The 17,683-nt window shown below is 67.0% G+C and carries 17 protein-coding genes; 3 read left to right on the forward strand and 14 right to left on the reverse strand.

Annotation, left to right across the window (positions count from 1 at the left end):
- Nucleotides 1–4 precede the first annotated feature (4 nt).
- The 10 genes from kdpC to ACO07K_RS22330 all read right to left on the reverse strand — a co-directional run bounded on the left by kdpC (nucleotide 5) and on the right by ACO07K_RS22330 (nucleotide 9,528).
- Entirely contained in the window at nucleotides 5–595 is a 591-nt protein-coding gene (gene kdpC, locus ACO07K_RS22285) for a potassium-transporting ATPase subunit KdpC (protein ID WP_422031747.1), read from the reverse strand.
- Nucleotides 596–606: 11 nt separating this feature from the next.
- Nucleotides 607–2,655, reverse strand: coding sequence for a potassium-transporting ATPase subunit KdpB (gene kdpB, locus ACO07K_RS22290; protein ID WP_422031749.1), 2,049 nt, complete (start codon nucleotides 2,653–2,655; stop codon nucleotides 607–609).
- Between the two features lie 12 nt (nucleotides 2,656–2,667).
- Complete coding sequence (gene kdpA, locus ACO07K_RS22295; protein WP_422031751.1) at nucleotides 2,668–4,377, reverse strand: potassium-transporting ATPase subunit KdpA; 1,710 nt, start codon at nucleotides 4,375–4,377, stop codon at nucleotides 2,668–2,670.
- Nucleotides 4,378–4,384: 7 nt separating this feature from the next.
- Nucleotides 4,385–4,474: a potassium-transporting ATPase subunit F gene (locus tag ACO07K_RS22300; RefSeq protein ID WP_298311230.1), complete on the reverse strand. Its 90-nt coding sequence runs from the start codon at nucleotides 4,472–4,474 to the stop codon at nucleotides 4,385–4,387.
- A 288-nt stretch (nucleotides 4,475–4,762) separates the two neighbouring features.
- Nucleotides 4,763–5,272: a hypothetical protein gene (locus ACO07K_RS22305; protein WP_422031753.1), complete on the reverse strand. Its 510-nt coding sequence runs from the start codon at nucleotides 5,270–5,272 to the stop codon at nucleotides 4,763–4,765.
- 16 nt (nucleotides 5,273–5,288) lie between these two features.
- On the reverse strand, nucleotides 5,289–5,597 hold the full coding sequence (gene cyoD / locus ACO07K_RS22310; RefSeq protein ID WP_422031755.1) for a cytochrome o ubiquinol oxidase subunit IV: 309 nt from the start codon (nucleotides 5,595–5,597) through the stop codon (nucleotides 5,289–5,291).
- Nucleotides 5,597–6,196, reverse strand: coding sequence for a cytochrome o ubiquinol oxidase subunit III (gene cyoC, locus ACO07K_RS22315; protein ID WP_422031757.1), 600 nt, complete (start codon nucleotides 6,194–6,196; stop codon nucleotides 5,597–5,599). The genes cyoD and cyoC overlap by 1 nt, the downstream gene beginning before the upstream one ends.
- On the reverse strand, nucleotides 6,193–8,166 hold the full coding sequence (cyoB, locus tag ACO07K_RS22320) for a cytochrome o ubiquinol oxidase subunit I (protein ID WP_422031759.1): 1,974 nt from the start codon (nucleotides 8,164–8,166) through the stop codon (nucleotides 6,193–6,195). The genes cyoC and cyoB overlap by 4 nt, the downstream gene beginning before the upstream one ends.
- Nucleotides 8,167–8,169: 3 nt before the next feature.
- On the reverse strand, nucleotides 8,170–9,054 hold the full coding sequence (gene cyoA / locus ACO07K_RS22325; protein WP_422031761.1) for a ubiquinol oxidase subunit II: 885 nt from the start codon (nucleotides 9,052–9,054) through the stop codon (nucleotides 8,170–8,172).
- 90 nt (nucleotides 9,055–9,144) lie between these two features.
- Nucleotides 9,145–9,528, reverse strand: coding sequence for a hypothetical protein (locus ACO07K_RS22330; RefSeq protein WP_422031763.1), 384 nt, complete (start codon nucleotides 9,526–9,528; stop codon nucleotides 9,145–9,147).
- Between the two features lie 205 nt (nucleotides 9,529–9,733).
- Between ACO07K_RS22330 and ACO07K_RS22335 the strand changes: the two genes are divergently transcribed.
- Both ACO07K_RS22335 and ACO07K_RS22340 read left to right on the forward strand, forming a co-directional pair.
- Complete coding sequence (locus ACO07K_RS22335; protein ID WP_422031765.1) at nucleotides 9,734–10,903, forward strand: acetyl-CoA acetyltransferase; 1,170 nt, start codon at nucleotides 9,734–9,736, stop codon at nucleotides 10,901–10,903.
- A 5-nt stretch (nucleotides 10,904–10,908) separates the two neighbouring features.
- Complete coding sequence (locus ACO07K_RS22340; protein WP_422031767.1) at nucleotides 10,909–11,865, forward strand: hypothetical protein; 957 nt, start codon at nucleotides 10,909–10,911, stop codon at nucleotides 11,863–11,865.
- Between the two features lie 158 nt (nucleotides 11,866–12,023).
- Here the strand turns inward: ACO07K_RS22340 and ACO07K_RS22345 are convergent, their stop codons facing one another.
- Together ACO07K_RS22345 and ACO07K_RS22350 are read right to left on the reverse strand one after the other, a co-directional pair.
- Nucleotides 12,024–12,821 carry an SDR family NAD(P)-dependent oxidoreductase gene (locus ACO07K_RS22345; protein WP_298311248.1) on the reverse strand — a complete coding sequence of 266 codons (798 nt, stop codon included), beginning with the start codon at nucleotides 12,819–12,821 and terminating at the stop codon, nucleotides 12,024–12,026.
- Nucleotides 12,822–12,868: 47 nt separating this feature from the next.
- On the reverse strand, nucleotides 12,869–13,294 hold the full coding sequence (locus ACO07K_RS22350) for a VOC family protein (RefSeq protein ID WP_422031769.1): 426 nt from the start codon (nucleotides 13,292–13,294) through the stop codon (nucleotides 12,869–12,871).
- Between the two features lie 66 nt (nucleotides 13,295–13,360).
- On the opposite strand from ACO07K_RS22350, the gene ACO07K_RS22355 reads away from it, so the two are divergent.
- A complete protein-coding gene (locus ACO07K_RS22355) occupies nucleotides 13,361–13,999 on the forward strand; it encodes a TetR family transcriptional regulator (RefSeq protein ID WP_422031771.1) in 639 nt (212 codons plus the stop codon).
- On the opposite strand, the gene xdhB is transcribed toward ACO07K_RS22355, so the two are convergent.
- Both xdhB and xdhA read right to left on the reverse strand, forming a co-directional pair.
- Complete coding sequence (gene xdhB, locus ACO07K_RS22360) at nucleotides 13,932–16,250, reverse strand: xanthine dehydrogenase molybdopterin binding subunit (RefSeq protein ID WP_422031773.1); 2,319 nt, start codon at nucleotides 16,248–16,250, stop codon at nucleotides 13,932–13,934. The genes ACO07K_RS22355 and xdhB overlap by 68 nt on opposite strands.
- Nucleotides 16,247–17,632, reverse strand: a complete 1,386-nt coding sequence (xdhA, locus tag ACO07K_RS22365; RefSeq protein WP_422031775.1) for a xanthine dehydrogenase small subunit — start codon at nucleotides 17,630–17,632, stop codon at nucleotides 16,247–16,249. Before xdhA ends, xdhB begins: the two co-directional genes overlap by 4 nt.
- Between the last annotated feature and the right edge of the window lie 51 nt (nucleotides 17,633–17,683).

Genomic DNA, 17,683 nt, shown 5'->3' on the forward strand with positions numbered 1-17,683 from the left:
ATTGTCACCGCTTGGGCAGCGCGTCGAGGGCGAGGTTGAGCTGCAGCACGTTGACCCGCGGCTCGCCCAGCAGCCCGTACATGCGGCCTTCGGTGTGCTGCGCCACCAGCGCCTGCACCTGCGCCTCGGGCAGGCCCCGCGCCTTGGCGACGCGCGGCACCTGCCAAGCGGCTGCCTCCGGCGAGAGGTGCGGATCGAGGCCGCTGCCCGAGGTCGTGACCAGATCGACCGGCACACCCTTGCCGAGCTTGTCGGCGTCCGCCTTGACTCGGTCGACCAGGCCCTTGGAGGTCGGGCCGAGGTTCGAGCCGGCCGAGTTGGCGGCGTTGTAGGGCGCCGCGACCGTCTTGGTCGAATCCGCCGGATCGGTATCGGTCGTCGCCGAGGGACGGCCGTGGAAATACGTCTCGCCGGTGAAGGACTGGCCGATCAGGCTCGAGCCCACGACCTTGCCGTCCTTCTGGAGGAGCGAGCCGCCGGCCTGGCCCGGAAAGGCCGCCCCGGCAACCCCCACCATGGCCAGTGGATAGGCTATGCCCAGCAGCGCGGTCATCAGGACCAGCATGACGAGCGAAGCACGGAAATGACGAAGCATGACTGTCTCCTTCAGGCGAGGCCGGTGGCCGCGACCACCACGTCGATCAGCTTGATGCCGACGAAGGGCACGACCAGGCCGCCTATTCCATAGATCAGCAGATTGCGCCGAAGCAGCGAAGCGGCACCGCTCGGGCGGTACTGGACGCCGCGCAGCGCCAGCGGGATCAACGCCACGATGATCAGGGCGTTGAAGATGATCGCCGACAGGATGGCGCTCTGCGGCGTCGCCAGGCCCATGACGTTCAGCACGCCGAGCTGCGGGTAGAAGGCGATGAACATGGCCGGGATGATGGCGAAGTACTTCGCCACGTCGTTGGCGATCGAGAAGGTGGTGAGCGCGCCGCGGGTCATCAGCAGCTGCTTGCCGATGGCCACGATCTCGATGAGCTTGGTCGGGTCGCTGTCGAGATCGACCATGTTGCCGGCCTCGCGTGCGGCATTCGTGCCGGTCTGCATGGCGACACCGACATCGGCCTGGGCGAGCGCCGGGGCATCGTTGGTGCCGTCGCCGCACATCGCCACCAGCTTGCCCTTGGCCTGCTCCTCGCGGATCAGGCGCAGCTTGGCCTCGGGTGTGGCCTGCGCGAGGAAATCGTCGACGCCGGCCTCGGCGGCGATTGCGGCCGCCGTCTGTGGATTGTCGCCGGTGATCATCACGGTGCGGATGCCCATGGCGCGCAGCTCGGCGAAGCGCTCGCGGATGCCGCCCTTCACGATGTCCTTCAGGTAGACGACGCCCAGGATGCGGCCGTTGCGCGACACGCCGAGCGGCGTGCCGCCCTCCTTGGCGATGGTCGTGGCGATGCGGTTCACCTCCTCGACAGGCGGCGTGATGCCGAGCGAGCGCGCATGCTCGATCACGGAATCGACGGCGCCCTTGCGGATGACCGCGCCCTCGTGGTCGACGCCGCTCATGCGCGTCTGGGCCGTGAAGGGCACGAACTGCCCCTGCAGCTCGGCCACGTCGACGCCGCGCAGGCCATACTTCTCCTTGGCCAGCACGACGATCGAACGGCCTTCCGGTGTCTCGTCGGCCAGGCTGGCGAGCTGCGCCACCCGCGCCACCTCGTCCTCGGTCACGCCCGTCACCGGGATGAACTGCGTGGCGTGGCGGTTGCCGAGCGTGATGGTGCCGGTCTTGTCGAGCAGCAGCGTGTCGACGTCGCCCGCCGCCTCGACGGCGCGCCCGGAGGTCGCCAGCACGTTGAAGCGCACCAGCCGGTTCATGCCGGCAATGCCGATGGCCGACAGCAGCGCGCCGATGGTCGTCGGGATCAGGGTGACGAACAGGGCGATCAGCACGACGACGGAGACGGCGCCGCCGGCATAGGTCGCGAAGCTCGGGATGCTCACGACCGCCAGCACGAAGATGAGCGTGAGGCCGGCCAGCAGGACGCTGAGCGCCAGCTCGTTGGGCGTCTTCTGGCGCGCCGCCCCCTCGACCAGGGCGATCATGCGATCGAGGAAGCTCGATCCCTCCTCGGCGGTGATGCGGACCTTGATTCTGTCCGACAGAACGCGCGTGCCACCGGTGACGGCCGAGCGGTCGCCCCCGGCCTCGCGGATCACCGGCGCGGACTCGCCGGTGATGGCCGATTCGTCGATCGTCGCCACGCCCTCGATGATCTCGCCGTCGCCCGGCACCAGGTCGCCGGCTTCGACCAGCACCGTCTCGCCGACCTTGAGCGTATGGGCGCGCCGCGGCTCGAACGTGTCGCCGACTCCCAGCAGGACCTTGGCCATGGTCTCGCTGCGCATGCGGCGCAGCGTGTCGGCCTGGGCCTTGCCGCGGCCTTCGGCAACCGCCTCGGCGAAGGTGGCGAACAACACGGTGATCCACAGCCAGAGCACGATCTGGATCTGGAAGCCGCTCCCGGCCACGCCCGTCACCAGGTCGCGGACGGTGAGCACGGTGGCGACGAGCGCCACCATCTCGACGGTGAACATCACCGGGTTCTTCACCAGCTCGCGCGGATCGAGCTTGGCAAAGCTGTCCAGCAGGGCCGGTTTCAGGATCGCGGGGTCGAGGAGCGACTGCGACTTGTCACGTTTACTCATGATGACGCCTCGTTAGAACAGCGAGCCGGCCAGCAGAGCGAAATGCTCCGCGATGGGGCCGAGGGCCAGGGCCGGCAGGAAGGTGAGACCGCCCACGATCAGCACCGCGCCGACCAGCAGGCCGACGAACAGCCCGCCATGGGTCGGGAAGGTGCCGGCCGAGATGGCAGCCTTGCGCTTGGACGCGAGAGACCCCGCGACCGCCAGCATCGGAATGATGATGGCGAAGCGGCCGACCATCATCGCGACGGCAAGCGTGCCGTTGTAGAAGACGGTATTGCCCGTCAGACCGCCGAAGGCGCTGCCGTTGTTGCCCGCCGCCGACGCGTAGGCGTACAGGATTTCGCTGAAGCCGTGGGGTCCGGCATTGGCCGGACCGGCCAGTCCCACCGGGATGACGCTGGCCAGCGCCGTGAAGCCCAGGATGGCAAGCGGGCAGCAGAGGATCGCGAGCATCGTGAACTTCACCTCGCGCGCCTCGATCTTCTTGCCGACATATTCCGGCGTCCGGCCGACCATGAGACCGGCCAGGAAGATCGCCAGCACAGCGAACAGGAGCATGCCGTAGAGGCCCGCGCCGACGCCGCCGATGATGATCTCGCCCAACAGGATATTGACCAGCGGGATCAGGCCACCCAGCGGCATGAAACTGTCGAGCATGGCGTTCACCGCACCGCACGAGGCGGCCGTGGTGATCACCGCGAACAAGGCGGAGAGCGGCGCACCGAAGCGCACCTCCTTGCCTTCCATGTTGCCGGCGGCATTGTCGACGCCGAGCGCGCCCAGCAGCGGATTGCCGCCGGCCTCGGCCCAGTAACAGACGACCACGCCGGCAAGGAACAGCACGCTCATGGCAGCCAGGATCGCCCAGCCCTGACGCTCGTCGCCGACGGCACGACCGAACAGGTTGGTGAGCGCCGCGCCGATCACAAAGATCGACAGCATCTGCACCAGGTTCGAGAGTGCCGTCGGATTTTCGTAAGGGTGCGCGGAGTTGGCGTTGAAGAAGCCGCCGCCATTGGTGCCCAGCATCTTGATGGCGAGCTGCGAGGCCACCGGCCCCTGCGCGATGGTCTGTTTCGCACCTTCGAGCGTGGTCGCCTCGACATAGGAGGACAGGTTCTGCGGCACGCCCTGCCAGACGTAGAAGACCGTCAGCAGCAGGCAGAAAGGCAGCAGCACGTAGAGCGTGGCGCGCACCATGTCGGCCCAGAAGTTACCGATACCTTTGGATTCGGCGCGCGCAAAGCCGCGCACCAGCGCCACCGCCAGCGCGATGCCAGTGGCGGCACTCAGGAAATTCTGCACCGAGAGACCCGCCATCTGCGACAGGTAGCTCATGGTCGATTCGCCGCCGTAGTTCTGCCAGTTGGTGTTGGTGAGGAAGCTCACGGCGGTGTTGCCCGCGAGGTCGGGCGGCACGGCGGACATGCCCTGCGGATTGAGCGGCAGCAGGTCCTGCAGGCGCAGCAGCAGGTACAGGAAGGCGAAGCCCACGATGTGGAAGACCACCATGGCGCGGGCATAGACCCACCAGCTCTGTTCTTCCGCCGGGTCGATACCGGCCAGGCGATAGAAGCCGCGCTCGACCGGCAGCAGCACCGGCGACAGCAGGGTGCGCCGTCCCGCCATGACGTTGTCGAGATAGCCGCCGAGTGGCCGCGTGAGCAGCAGCACGAGGCCGCAGAAGAGCGCGATTTGCGCCCAGCCGTTGAGAGTCATGACCGCCTCAGAACTTCTCCGGCCGCGCCAGCGCGACCGTCAGATAGACGAGCAAAAGGGCGGCAAGGCCGCCGCCGAGCAGATAGTCGAAGCTCATGATCGCCTCACAGCCTGTGGCACAGGCGTTCGTAGGCGATGAGCAGGCAGAACAGGACGAGCCCGCCGCCGAAGAACAGGATGTCGAGCATGGAAGTCTCCTTCGGCCGCATAGAAGGCGTTCCAGGCATAGGATTTCGAGCCGGCGGGCGCGCCACGGGCATAGGAAATTCCTAGGAATTTCCGCGTGAGCCGGCTGCCGAAATGGAGCGCGCCACGCCAGTGGCGCTCAAGCTTCGTCGATCGGCGAGACACGAGCGCCACGGGAGTGGCGCTCTCCCATGAGGCGCTAGTGACGGAACCTCAGGCTGACCGCCAGCATGCGCAGCGACAGCAGGCCGAGGCTGAGGCCCAGCATGCCGAACAGCAGGCTGGGCTCGGCCAGCGCAGCGCCGCGGTAGGGAAAGACCTGGCCGCCGATCAGCATGAACAGCCAGATCACCGCCCAGCTCGCCATCTCGAAGAACGAGGCGGCCCCGGGTACGTAGTTCGCCGGCTTGGTGTAGGGCGCAAAGCGCACCCGCCAGAACAGGTAGAGGGACATCGCCACGAACCAGAGGAAGCTCAGGAACTGCACGGACGTCAGCAGGGTCGCGGGCCTGGCGAGACGGCACCAGACGGCCGGCAGGCCCGCGGCACACAGACCGTCGAGCGTCTTCTCCGTGAAGCCCACCGCCCCCTCCGCCAGCGCGGTGTTCGCCAGGACGACGTAGGCCAGCACCATCACCGGCACGGGCGAGAGGACCAGAATCCACTCCCACACCAGAATCGGCGTCATCTTCGATTTGACCGGCGCCATGCGTCGCGACCGCAGGCTAGAGCAGCATGCGGCTGTGCAGGTCGAACATGATCCAGAAGCTGCCGCCCACCATGATGAACAGCAGGAGGCAGGTGAAGACCAGCGCCAGGATGTTCTCGCGCGGCGTGGTGGTGAAGTTGATGTGCAGGAAGAAGCGCAGATGGACCAGCACCTGCAGCACGGCGGCGATGCCGATGACGAGCAGCGTGCGCTGCGGCGGCAGAGCGTGCGTGTAGACCAGCCAGAACGGAACAGCGCTCAGGATGACCGCCAGCACGAAGCCGATCAGGTAGGAGCGAAGGGCGTGAGGGGGTTGGTGTTCCATCACAGTAGTCCCGGGAGGTAGACGATGGAAAAGATGCCGACCCAGGCGATGTCGAGGAAGTGCCAGAACAGGCCAAGCCGGTGCAGGCGCGAGGCGACCGGCATGGAGAGCCCCTTCAGCGCGACCTGGGCACCCAGGACGACGATCCAGATCAGGCCCATCGTGACATGGACGCCGTGTGTGCCCACCAGGGTGAAGAAGGCCGAGAGGAAGCCGCTGCGGTCAGGCCCGGCGCCCTTGGCGATCATGTCGGCGAACTCGCGCACCTCGAGGAACACGAAGCCTGCGCCCAGCAGGAAGGTGATCGCCAGCCACGCCAGCACGGCGCCGCGATTGCCCGCCTTCACCTGCAGGCTGGCGAAGCCGAAGGTCATGCTGGAGACCAGCAGCAGGGCCGTCTCGATGGCGGCGTTGTCGAGTTCGAAGAGCTGCTTGCCCGTGGGACCGCCGGCGGTGCCGGGGATCATGATCGCGTAGGTGGCGAACAGCAGGGCGAAGATCACGGCATCGCCCATCAGGTAGAGCCAGAAGCCCAGCGCCCGCTGCTCGTGGACCTCGATCTCTTCCCGCTCGTGCGCGGTCATGGGGGACGCGTTCATGAGCGGCTCCCCAGGAGGCGGAAGCGCTGGTCCTCGATCGCCTTTACCTCGGCCGCGGACATCGTGAATTCCTGATCGTCATTGGAAGAGCGCACGATCACGGCGGCAAACATGACGAGACCGGACGCCAGGACCAGCCACCAGATGTGCCAGACCATGGCGAAGCCAAGCACGAAGCCGAACGCCCCCAGGATCACGCCGATCGGCGTGTTGGACGGGATACGGAGCGCCTCGTAGGCGGCCGGCCGCTGGTAGGCGGTGCCCTTCTCCTTCATCTCGAGGAAGGCCTCGCGGTCCCCCACCGTCGGGATCACCGCGAAATTGTACGGCGGCGGCGGCGACGACGTCGACCATTCCAGGGTGCGGCCGTCGAACGGATCGCCGGCGAGGTCGCGCGTCTTGGCGCGGTCGCGGATCGAGACGTAGAGCTGCATCACCATGCAGCCGATGCCGCACAGGACGACAAAGGCGCCGAAGGCGGCGACAAGCAGATAGGGCTGCCAGGTCGGGTCGTTGTAGGTCTCCATGCGGCGCGGCATGCCCTTCAGGCCCAGCAGGTAGAGCGGCATGAACGCGAGATAGAAGCCGATGATCCAGCACCAGAAGGCGCCGAGGCCCCAACCGCGGTGGAAGGCGAAACCGAACACCTTGGGGAACCAGTACATGTAGCCGGCGAGGTAGCCGAACAGCACGCCCGGGATGATCATGTTGTGGAAGTGCGCGACCAGGAAGGTCGTATTGTGCATCAGGAAGTCGGCCGGCGGGATGGCCAGCAGCACGCCGGTCATGCCGCCGATGACGAAGGTCACCATGAAGCCGATGCTCCACATCATCGACGGGTGGAAGTCGATGCGGCCGCGATACATGGTCAGCAGCCAGTTGAACACCTTCACGCCGGTGGGCACGGCGATGATCATGGTCATGACGCCGAAGAAGGCGTTGACGCCGGCGCTGGAGCCCATGGTGAAGAAATGGTGCAGCCAGACGGTGAAGGACAGGACGCCGATCGCCGCCGTCGCATAGACCAGCGATTCGTAGCCGAACAGGCGCTTGCGCGAGAAGGTCGACACGACCTCGGAGAAAATGCCGAAGGCCGGCAGGATCAGGATGTAGACCTCCGGATGGCCCCAGATCCAGAACAGGTTGACGTAGTTCATCATGTTGCCGCCATGCGCATTCGTGAAGAAGTGCATGCCGGCGAGGCGGTCGAGGGCGAGCAGACCGCAGGCCACGGTGATGGCCGGGAAGGCGAAGGCCATCAGGACCGAGGCGACCAGCGCGGTCCAGACGAAGGGCGTCATGCGCATCAGGGTCATGCCCGGCGCGCGGCGCTTCAGGATCGTCACGATGAAGTTGATGCCCGACATGGTCGAGCCGACGCCGCTGATCAGGATGGCCCAGATCCAGTAGTCGACGCCGACGCCGGGATTGTACTCGATGCCCGAATAGGGCGGATAGCCGGTCCAGCCCGCGGTCGAGAACTTGCCGATCACCAGTGAGACCATGACCAGCGCCGCGCCGGCCGCGCTCAGCCACAGGCTGACGGCGTTCAGCCACGGGAAAGCCACGTCCCGCGTGCCGATCTGCAGCGGCACGATGATGTTGATCAACCCCGTCATGAACGGCATCGCCATGAAGAAGATCATGATGGTGCCGTGCGAGCTGAAGATCTGGTCGAAATGCTCGGGCGGCAGGTAGCCGCCGCCGTTCAGCGCCATCGCCTGCTGGGCGCGCATCATGATGGCGTCGACGAAGCCGCGCAGCAGCATGATCAGCGCCAGCACGACGTACATGACGCCGATGCGCTTGTGATCGACGCTGGTCAGCCAGTCGGTCCACAGATACTTCCAGGCCTTGAGCCAGGTCAGCACGATGGCCACCAGCAGCGCGCCGCCCACGGTGACGAGGGCACCGCCCGCGGCGATGGGGCTGTAGAACGGCAGGGCCTCGATCGTCAGTTTGCCGAACATCCGCTATCTCCGGACCGGCGCGGAGTGCGCGTGGCCGCTGTGCCTGTATTTGTCGATGATCGTGTCGAACAGCTTGGGTTCGACCGTCGAATAGTAGGTGATGGGGTTGGCGCGGCTCTTGGCCGCCAGCGCCGGATAGGTCGTGGCGTCCAGCGGCGTGCCACCCTGCTTGGCACGGGCCACCCAGGCGTCGAAATCGGCCTGGCTCATGGCCTGGACCTCGAAATGCTGCTGCGAGTAGCCGCCGCCGCTGTACTGGCTGTTGCGGCCGACGAAGGTGCCCGGCTGGTCGGCCAGCATCTGCAGTCGGGTCTGCATGCCGGCCATGGCGTAGATCTGGCCCGCGAGCTGCGGCACGTAGAAGGAGTTCATCACCGTGTCGGAGGTGATGCGCAGGCTGACCGGACGGCCGGCCGGAAAGACCAGCTGGTTAACGACGGCGATACCCTGCTCGGGATAGATGAAAAGCCATTTCCAGTCCTGGGCCACGACCTGGACGTCGATCGGCGGTTCCTTGGATTCCAGAGGACGATAGGGATCGAGCCGGTGGGTGCTGCGCCATAGCAGGACCGCGACGGCGATGACGATGACCGCCGGGATCAGCCAGGTGAGGGCGTCGATCTTGACCGAGTTGGCCCAGGTCGGCGTGTACCGGGCGTTGGTGTTGGAAGCGCGATACCGCCAGGCGAACCATAGGGTGAGGACGATGATCGGAACGATCACGACCATCATGACGCAGAAGGCGTCGAACAGGAGGTTCCGCTCAGCGAGCGCGATCGGTCCCTTTGGATCGAGCACGGCCGCTTGTTTCAAGTCGCAGGCGGCCGTCAACAGGGCCAAGGTGGCCGCCGACGCCGCTCCCCGCCATCGAGTTACAGCCAGCCTCACGCTCTCCCGCCCCGATTCTTCATATCTCAGGGCAGAGTGGGGCTAGCTCCTCTCATGAGCAACGATTCTTTTGTTACGTTGCAGTCACGATCACGTCTTCTGCCCGGCCGGTGCAGGCGTCGAGGCCGGTGGCGCCTTGCCGGCCGGGTCCTTGGCCGTGCAGACATCGGCGCGCAGGCGGTCCTTCAGGGTGGCGATCTGGTCCTCGATCTGCTTGTTCGCGAGCTTCTGCTTCTCGATCTGCTCCTCCAGCGCCTTGACCTGCGCGGCATCGGGACCGGCCGGTGCGGGGGGCGCCGGCGGTGCCGGCAGCTGGACGGCGACGTTCACGATCGGCCGGTAGAAAAGGTACCAGCCCAACCCCAGCCCGGCGGCGAGCAGGAAGAACCCGCCCAGCAGCCCGCCCATGATCCAGGGCCAGCGCGGCGTGGATTGCGGCGGGGAGGATCGCTCGGGCGGCGGAAGGTCGGCCATGTACCAGTGAGGCTCCGGTTGAGGGATGCAGTCAATACCCGCCGCGCGGCGGAATTTGGGCGCCGCGCTGACCGCGCGGAGGCTCTTGCATCGCCCTCTTGCGCGATCCGGCTCGGCATATAAGTGTATATGCACATTACGGCACCCTCTCGACCGGCCCTACGGCCGCGTCTAGGGTCGCCGCCACGAACCAAGGAGACATTCCATGACCGCGTGCATCGTTGGCTGGTCCCACGGCAAATTCGGCAAGCTCGACGGCGAGACCAGCGAGTCGCTGATCGTGAAGGCGGCATCCGAAGCCATCGCCCATGCCGGCATCGAGCCGAAAGACGTCGACGTGATCTACGTCGGCAACATGAACGGCGGCTTCGTGCGACAGGAGTTCCACTCCTCCCTGGCGCTGCAGGCCCATCCCGACCTGCGCTTCAAGCCCTCGACCCGGGTCGAGAATGCCTGCGCGACCGGCTCGGCGGCGATCCACATGGGACTCAACACGCTGGCGGCCGGCAAGGCGCGCTTCGTGCTGGTGGTCGGCGTCGAGAAGATGACCGAGCTCAATTCCACGCAGGCGGGCGAGGTGCTGATCAAGGCCTCCTACGTCGCCGAGGAAGCGACCATCGAGGCGGGCTTCGCCGGCATCTTCGGCAAGATCACCTCGGCCTACTTCCAGCGCTACGGCGACAAGTCCGATGCGCTCGCCAAGATCGCGGTCAAGGCGCACAGGAACGGCGCGAAGAACCCCTATGCGCACTTCCAGAAGGAATTCGCCTACGAGTTCTGCCGCACGCCGTCGGACAAGAACCCGTTCGTCGCCGGCCCGCTGAAGCGCACCGACTGCTCGCCCGTCACCGACGGCGCGGCGGCGGTGATCCTGACCGACGTCGGCACGGCGCTCGGCATGAAGCAGGCGATCGCCTTCCGCGCCGCCGAGCACGTCAACGATTTCCTGCCGATGAGCCGCCGCGACATCATCAAGTTCGAGGGCCCGCGGCTCGCCTGGCAGCGGGCGCTGAAGTCGGCGCATCTCGACCTGCTCGACCTCTCGTTCGTCGAGAGCCATGACTGCTTCACCTCCGCCGAGCTGATCGAGTACGAGGCGATGGGGCTGACGGCACCGGGCGAAGGCGAGCGCGCCATCCATGAAGGCTGGGTCGAGCGCGACGGCAAGCTGCCGGTCAACGTCTCGGGCGGCCTCAAGGCCAAGGGCCATCCGGTCGGCGCCACGGGCGTCAGCATGCACGTGATGTCGGCCATGCAGCTCTCCGGCACCGCGCCGGAAGGGCTGCAACTGCCGAAGGCCAAACTCGGCGGCGTGTTCAACATGGGCGGCGCCGCCGTCGCCAACTATGTGAGCATTCTCGAGCCGCTGCGCTAAAGCGCGTGCGCGCCGTCGGCCACCGCGAGAGCGACGCCATCCTGGGCGCCATGCGCCAGGTGGCGTTGGCTGGCGGACGGGCGCTTTCCTACGCGGATACCGCGAGCATCCTGGCGGCGGGGCACTATCTGCTGCGCCGCCGCGGGCTCAGCGATCTCGGCACGCTTCCCGCCGTCGAGCCGGCCGACCTCGTCGCCGCACTGCAGGATCGCGCGCTGGCGGACGAGGCGGTGAAGTATCTCGCCGTCATGGCCATGGTCGACGGGACGCTCGATCACCGCAAGCTCAGGCGCGTGCTGGACTATTCCCGCGCCCTCGACATCGAGGCCGACTATCTCACCGATCTCGTCGAGGCGGCCTCGGGCCATCTCGCCTGGGCCGCCGCCGACATGTGGCGCAAGAACTTCGACAGCGTGCTCAGTCATTCCTCCGAGGGCCTCGATCCGAACGCATGGATCCGGCCCTATGGCGGCGTCAACGCCGACCCCGGCCTGGTCGCGCGCTACGAGGCGCTGGGCGATCTGCCGCAGAACAGCTTCGGCAAGGCGCTGTGGGACTTCGACAAGACCAACGGCTATCCCTTCCCGGGTGACCCGGCGGCGCTCAACGCCGCCTTCGGCACGGCGCACGATTCGACGCATGTGATCTCGGGCTACGACACCAGCGCGCGCGGCGAACTCCTCGTCTCGACCTTCACGGCCGGCATGCATCCGATCAACCCGATGAGCGGCCACATCCTGCCGGTGATCTTCTTCTTTCACTTCGGCGAGCCGCTGAACGACGTGGGCCATGCCGGCAAAGGCGGCCTCGATCCCGACGAGTTCTGGCACGCCTGGGCGCGCGGCGCGGAGATGACGGCCGACCTGTTCGATCCCGAGTGGAGCGTCTGGGACTGGGTCGAGCACGACCTCGACGAGCTGCGCCGCCAGTGGAACGTGACGCCAGCGGGGCACCGGCTCTAATCTTTGCGCTCCGAGTTCACCCGCACCACCTCATCCTGAGGAGCACGCCGTAGGCGTGCGTCTCGAAGGATGGGCAACAGGCGCAGTGCTCGTGCCCATGCTTCGAGACGGCTGCTGCGCAGCCTCCTCAGCATGAGGTTGGTGCTGATTGTCGCTTCCTAGACAACCGGGCTCGCGCCGCCGTCGACGTTGATGGCGACGCCGGTGATGAAGGAGCCGGCATCGGAGCAAAGGAAGCAGGCCATGCGGGCGAATTCCTCGGCCTTGCCCATGCGGCCGAGCGGGATGCGGCCCTTGGCCATGCCGGCCAGGAACTCCTCGTAGGTCTTACCCTCGCCCGCCGCGGTCTTGTGACGGCGCTGCCACTGGTCGCTCTCGATGAGACCCACCAGCATCGCGTTGACGAGGATGTTGTCCTTGGCCAGCTCCTGGCTCATCGCCTTGGTGAGTGCGAGGCCCGCGGCGCGGCTGACGCTGGTCGGCGTCGAGTTGGCGGTCGGCGCCTTGGCGCCGATGTTCAGCACGTTGACGATGCGGCCCCACTTGCGCTCCCGCATGCCAGGGATCGCCGCGCGGCTGAGACGGATGGCGGCGAACAGCTTGAGGTCGAGATCGCCCTGCCAGTCCTCGTCGGTCACGGTCTCGAACGACTTGGCGTGGCTGATGCCCGCATTGTTGACGACGATGTCGACCTTGCCGAACTCGGCCTCGATCTTCTTGAAGGTGTCGGCGATCGGCGCGGCCTTTGCGACGTCGCAGGAATAGGCCTCGATCTTGATGTTGGCCTTGCCGGCCGCCTTCTGGACCTCGGCCTTGGCGGCAGTCAGCGCGTCCTGCTTGCGCGCCAGCAGCGCCACCGATGCGCCCGACGCGGCGAATTCCTTGGCCATGGCGAGGCCCAGGCCCGTGCTCGCGCCGGTGATCACGGCCACGCGGCCATCCATACGTACGTCCATCTTGTCCTCCCGAAAGCTTTAAAATCGGGCGACACCTTATCCATCGATCAGCGGGGCAGCGAGTCTGGCGCGTATTGCTGGGCGAACTCGGCGCTGGGCGGAATCGGCTTGATCACGTCGATGGCGATGCCGTTGGGATCCTCGGTGATGAAGTGCCGCTGGCCGAAAGGCTCGTCACGCAGGGCCAGATGAATCTTGAGCCCCTCTGCCTGCGCCTGCGCATATAGCGCATCGACATCGTCGACCTCGACGTTCACCAGCACGCCCGACGCCTTCTTGCGGAACGGCGCGGGGATCGTCTCGTGGCGATAGTCGAGGATGGCGAGGTTCGCCTTGTCTGAGACCGTGCCGGTTAGATGGACATACCAGTCGGCCTCGAAGGCGCGGCGGAAACCGAAATGCTTTTCCCAGAAGGAAGCGGTGCCGGCGACGTCGTCGGTGCAGAGCACGGTGTAGAACTCCCTGAGCTGCATTGCCCTCTCCTCTGTGGCCATTTACCTACAATCGGTATGTTGGCGATTTAGATACAGGTTGTATGTATGTCAAGACCCCGGACCCAGGCGGAGCGGCTGGCCGTCACGCGCGCGACGTTGCTGCGGGAAGCGCGGCTGATCTTCGCCGCCTCCGGCTACGACGCCGCGGCGACCGAGGAGATCGTGCAGCGGGCCGAGGTGACGCGCGGCGCGCTGTACTATCACTTCAAGGACAAGCGGGCCGTGTTCGAGGCCATCGTGGAAGAGGTGGCGAGCGAGATCGCAGCGGCGATCGACAAGAGGGCGGAGCCCGCCGGCGATCCCCTGCAGGCGCTGATCGAGGGCACGCGCGCCTTCATCGATGCCTGTCTCGATCCCGCCGTGCGCCGCATCTACCTGATCGATGCGCCTGCCGTGCTGGGCTGGCATCGCTGGCGCGAGATCGATGCGCCGCATGGACTGCGCTCGCTGCGCGAGGGCGTGGCCGCTGTCCTCGCTGCACGCCCGGATCAGACCCTCAGCGTCGAGCCGATCACCTTCCTGCTGTCCGGCGCCTTCAACGAAGCCGCTCTGTGGGTCGCCGAAGCCAAGGATGAAAAGGCCGCGCGCCGCGAGATGGACCGCACCCTGGTCCAGCTCATGGAGCGGCTGTTCGGGTCTCCCGCCGAACCTGCTCGACCGCCGCGAGCACGCGCTCGGGCGTAGCCGGCGCGTCGAGCCGTACCGGCACCCGGCCGTTGCCCGCCGCGCCGATCGCATCCTTGAGCGCCGTCCACACCGCGGTCGCCAGCATCAGCGGCGGTTCGCCCACTGCCTTGGAGCGGAAGATCGTGGCCTCGCGCGACGGCGCATGGTCGAGCAGCCTGACATTGAACACCGGGGGCACGTCGCGGCTGCCGGGGATCTTGTAGGTCGACGGCCCGGCCGTGCGCAGCCGGCCCTTGGCGTCCCACCACAGTTCCTCGCAGGTGAGCCAGCCCTGGCCCTGCACGAAGGCGCCCTCGATCTGGCCGAGATCGATCGCGGGATTGAGCGATTCGCCGCAGTCCTGGACGAGGTCGGCGCGCAGGACGCGACTCTCCCCGGTGAGAGTATCGATCGCGACTTCCGCCATCGCCGCGCCGAAGGAGAAGTAGAAGAACGGCCGGCCATGCATCGCGACGGGATCCCAATGGATCTTCGGCGTCTTGTAGTAGCCGGTCGCGGAAAGCGAGACGCGCCCCAGCCAGCAGAGCCGGGCGAGCTCGCCGAAGCTCAGCACCTGGTTACTGCCGGGCCTGGCGATGCGCACGTTGCCATCGGCGAATTCGATGTCGGCTTCCGCCACGCCGAAGTGGTCCGCGGCAAAGGCCACCATGCGGCTGCGGATCGTATTCGCCGCGTCCCAGGCCGCCCAGCCGTTGAGGTCCGAGCCCGTCGAGGCCGCGGTCGGCGACGTGTTAGGGACTTCGGCGGTCGAGGTGGCGGAGGGCCGGATGCGCTCGACATCGACCTTGAACACTTCGGCCACCACCTGGGCCACCTTGATGAACAGCCCCTGCCCCATCTCGGTGCCGCCATGGTTCAGGCGGATCGAACCGTCGGTATAGACATGCACCAGCGCGCCCGCCTGGTTCATGTGCGGCAGGTTGAAGGAGATGCCGAACTTCAGCGGGAAGAGCCCCAGCCCGCGCTTCAGCACCGGGTTGGTCGCATTGAAGGCATCGATCTCGGCACGCCGCCGCTCCAGGTCACCGCCGGCCTTCACTTCGGCCCAGCAGCGCTCCAGATGATTCTCGTCGACCGTCTGGCCGTAAGGCGTTTCGTCCCGGCCCTCGGCATAGAAGTTGAGCGCGCGCACCTCGACGGGATCGCGGCCGAGATGAAGCGCGATCCGGTCGAGCGCATCCTCCATCACCACGACGCCCTGCGGCCCGCCGAAGCCGCGAAACGCCGTGTTCGACTGCTTGTTGGTGCGGCAGGCGTAGCCCACGGCCCGGAAGTGCGGGATCCAGTAAGCGTTGTCGGTATGGGTGAGCGCCCGCGTCACGACACCGGGAGTCATGTCGAGACTCCAGCCGGCATCGGCCGCCAGCACGGCGTCGAGCGCCAGCACACGGCCCTCGCCGTCGAAGCCCACCGTGTAGCGATAGTCGAAGCCATGGCGCTTGCCGGTCGTCAGCATGTCGACCTCGCGCGGCAGCCGCAGCTTCACCGGCCGGCCGGTATGGCTCGCCGCGACGGCCGCCGCCGCCGCGACCCAGGAGGCGTTGCTCTCCTTGCCGCCGAAGCCGCCGCCCAGGCGGCGCACCACCACCGTCACCCGGTTGAAGTCGCAATCCAGCAGCCGGGCGCAGACATGCTGGACCTCGGTCGGATGCTGGGTCGAGGAATGGACGGTGATGTCGCCGTCCTCGCCGGGCAGCGCGAAGGCGATCTGACCCTCGAGATAGAAATGCTCCTGCCCGCCGACGCTGAATTCCGCCGTGATACGATGCGGCGCGCTAGCCAGCACCGTCTCCGGATCGCCGCGCACGATCGTGGCCGGCGCCTGCACGTAGGATTCGCGGGCGAGCGCCGTCGCGATGTCGAGCACCGGCTCCTCGGCCTCGATCTCCACGACGACCTTCTCGGCGGCCATCCGCGCAGCATCGAGGGTCTCGGCAACGACCATCGCCAGGGTCTGACCGGCGAACTCGATCCGGTCGGTGGCGAACAGCGGCTCGTTCTTGCCGATGGCCGCGATATCGTTGGGGCCGGGAATGTCCTGGGGCCCCAGTACCGCCACCACGCCCGGCATCGAAGCGGCAAAGGCTGTGTCGAGCCGCACGAGCTTGCCGCAGGCGATCCGGCTCAGAACCAGGGCGCCGTGCAAGGTACTCGGCGGCTCGGGCATGTCGTCGATATAGAGCGCCTGCCCGGTGGCATGCTTCAGGGCGCTGTCGTGACGCTGCGCCGTATGGACCTTGCCGCTCACAGCGCCTCGACCTCCAGCACGCGCCCCGGCTCGGCGAGGCGCAGTTCCAGCCGCCGCAGCAGGTTGGCCGCGATCCTCAAACGATAGGCGGCCGAGCCGCGCCAGTCGTCGAGCGGCGTGAAATCCTTCTCGATGGCAGCGATCTCGGCCGCAAAACCGTCCTTCAGCAGGGCCGCTTCGGCCGCGGGCGCGCGGCGCGGCGTTGCCGCCATGCCGCCGAAGGCCAGCCGCGCATCCTCGATCCTGCCGTTGCGGATGCGCACGCGGTAGGCGCCGGCGACGGTCGAGATGTCCTGGTCGCGGCGCTTGCTCACCTTGTCGCAATGGAAGGTCTCGCCCTCCCACAGGCGCGGCATCGAGAGGTTCAGGATGATCTCGTCGGGCGCCAGCGCGGTCTTGCGATAGTCGAGGAAGAAATCGTCCAGCAGGACTTCGCGGGTGCCCCGCTTCGACACGAGCGTCAGGCTGGCTTCCAGCGCCAGCAGCACCGGCGGCATGTCGCCGATCGGCGAGGCCGTGCCGATATTGCCGCCGATCGTGCCCATGTTGCGGATCTGCCGCGACCCCAGCCGCGATAGATAGATGCGCAGCGCAGGAAAAGCCTCGATCAGGGTTGGCGCAGCGGCTTCATAGGTGGCTGCGGCGCCAATCGTGATCTTGTCTGCGGTCGCAGAGATCGCCGCCAGCTCGGGTATGTGCGCGAGATGGATCACCGCCTTCGGCGGCTTGCGCTCGCGGCTGGCCAGCAGGCCGAGATCGGTGCCGCCGGCCAGCAGCAGCGCCTCGGGATGCGCGACGCGCAGGGCCAGCAGTTCGTCGAGGCTGCGCGGCGCGAAGAAGGCGCCATCGAAGGCAGTCGACGTCGTTCTCGGCGACGGGAGAGGCGCGGGCGGCGGCTCGACGGCGAGGCCGGCGATCCGCGTCATCGCCTCGACGATCGGCCGGTAGCCGGTGCAGCGGCAGAGATTGCCCGCCAGGGCTTCGTGGATCGCTTCGGGGTCGGCCGTGCCGCCGTTGCTCGCATAAGCGACGGCCGACATGACGAAGCCAGGGGTACAGAAGCCGCATTGCGTGGCATCGGCTTCGGCCATCGCGGCCTGGACCGGGTGCGGCCCGCCGTCGGCGCCCTTCAGCCCCTCGACCGTGCGCACCGACTGGCCGTCGAGCTGGCCCAGCAGGACGATGCAGGAATTGACCGCGTCGCGGCGGCCCTCGCGTTCCAGCACCACGGTGCAAGCGCCGCAATCGCCTTCCGCGCAGCCCTCCTTGGTGCCGCGCAGGCCGCGATGGTCGCGCAGCCAGTCGAGCAGGGTCGTCATCGGCGGAACGCCGACGATCTCCACGTGCTTGTCATTGAGGGTGAACCGAACGTTATCCGCCATGCGAACAGGATGCTGGGCGTTGAAGTACAACGCAACACGTGTTGCACTCGT

It is taken from the genome of Reyranella sp., assembly GCF_965228225.1.
In the GTDB taxonomy this organism is placed as follows: domain Bacteria; phylum Pseudomonadota; class Alphaproteobacteria; order Reyranellales; family Reyranellaceae; genus Reyranella.

Coding starts and splice junctions, on each gene's coding strand:
- kdpC (WP_422031747.1), bottom strand. CDS start 595: ATGCTTCGTCATTTCCGTGCTTCGCTCGTCATGCTGGTCCTGATGACC.
- kdpB (WP_422031749.1), bottom strand. CDS start 2,655: ATGAGTAAACGTGACAAGTCGCAGTCGCTCCTCGACCCCGCGATCCTG.
- kdpA (WP_422031751.1), bottom strand. CDS start 4,377: ATGACTCTCAACGGCTGGGCGCAAATCGCGCTCTTCTGCGGCCTCGTG.
- ACO07K_RS22300 (WP_298311230.1), bottom strand. CDS start 4,474: ATGAGCTTCGACTATCTGCTCGGCGGCGGCCTTGCCGCCCTTTTGCTC.
- ACO07K_RS22305 (WP_422031753.1), bottom strand. CDS start 5,272: ATGGCGCCGGTCAAATCGAAGATGACGCCGATTCTGGTGTGGGAGTGG.
- cyoD (WP_422031755.1), bottom strand. CDS start 5,597: ATGGAACACCAACCCCCTCACGCCCTTCGCTCCTACCTGATCGGCTTC.
- cyoC (WP_422031757.1), bottom strand. CDS start 6,196: ATGAACGCGTCCCCCATGACCGCGCACGAGCGGGAAGAGATCGAGGTC.
- cyoB (WP_422031759.1), bottom strand. CDS start 8,166: ATGTTCGGCAAACTGACGATCGAGGCCCTGCCGTTCTACAGCCCCATC.
- ACO07K_RS22330 (WP_422031763.1), bottom strand. CDS start 9,528: ATGGCCGACCTTCCGCCGCCCGAGCGATCCTCCCCGCCGCAATCCACG.
- ACO07K_RS22335 (WP_422031765.1), top strand. CDS start 9,734: ATGACCGCGTGCATCGTTGGCTGGTCCCACGGCAAATTCGGCAAGCTC.
- ACO07K_RS22345 (WP_298311248.1), bottom strand. CDS start 12,821: ATGGACGTACGTATGGATGGCCGCGTGGCCGTGATCACCGGCGCGAGC.
- ACO07K_RS22350 (WP_422031769.1), bottom strand. CDS start 13,294: ATGCAGCTCAGGGAGTTCTACACCGTGCTCTGCACCGACGACGTCGCC.
- ACO07K_RS22355 (WP_422031771.1), top strand. CDS start 13,361: ATGTCAAGACCCCGGACCCAGGCGGAGCGGCTGGCCGTCACGCGCGCG.
- xdhA (WP_422031775.1), bottom strand. CDS start 17,632: ATGGCGGATAACGTTCGGTTCACCCTCAATGACAAGCACGTGGAGATC.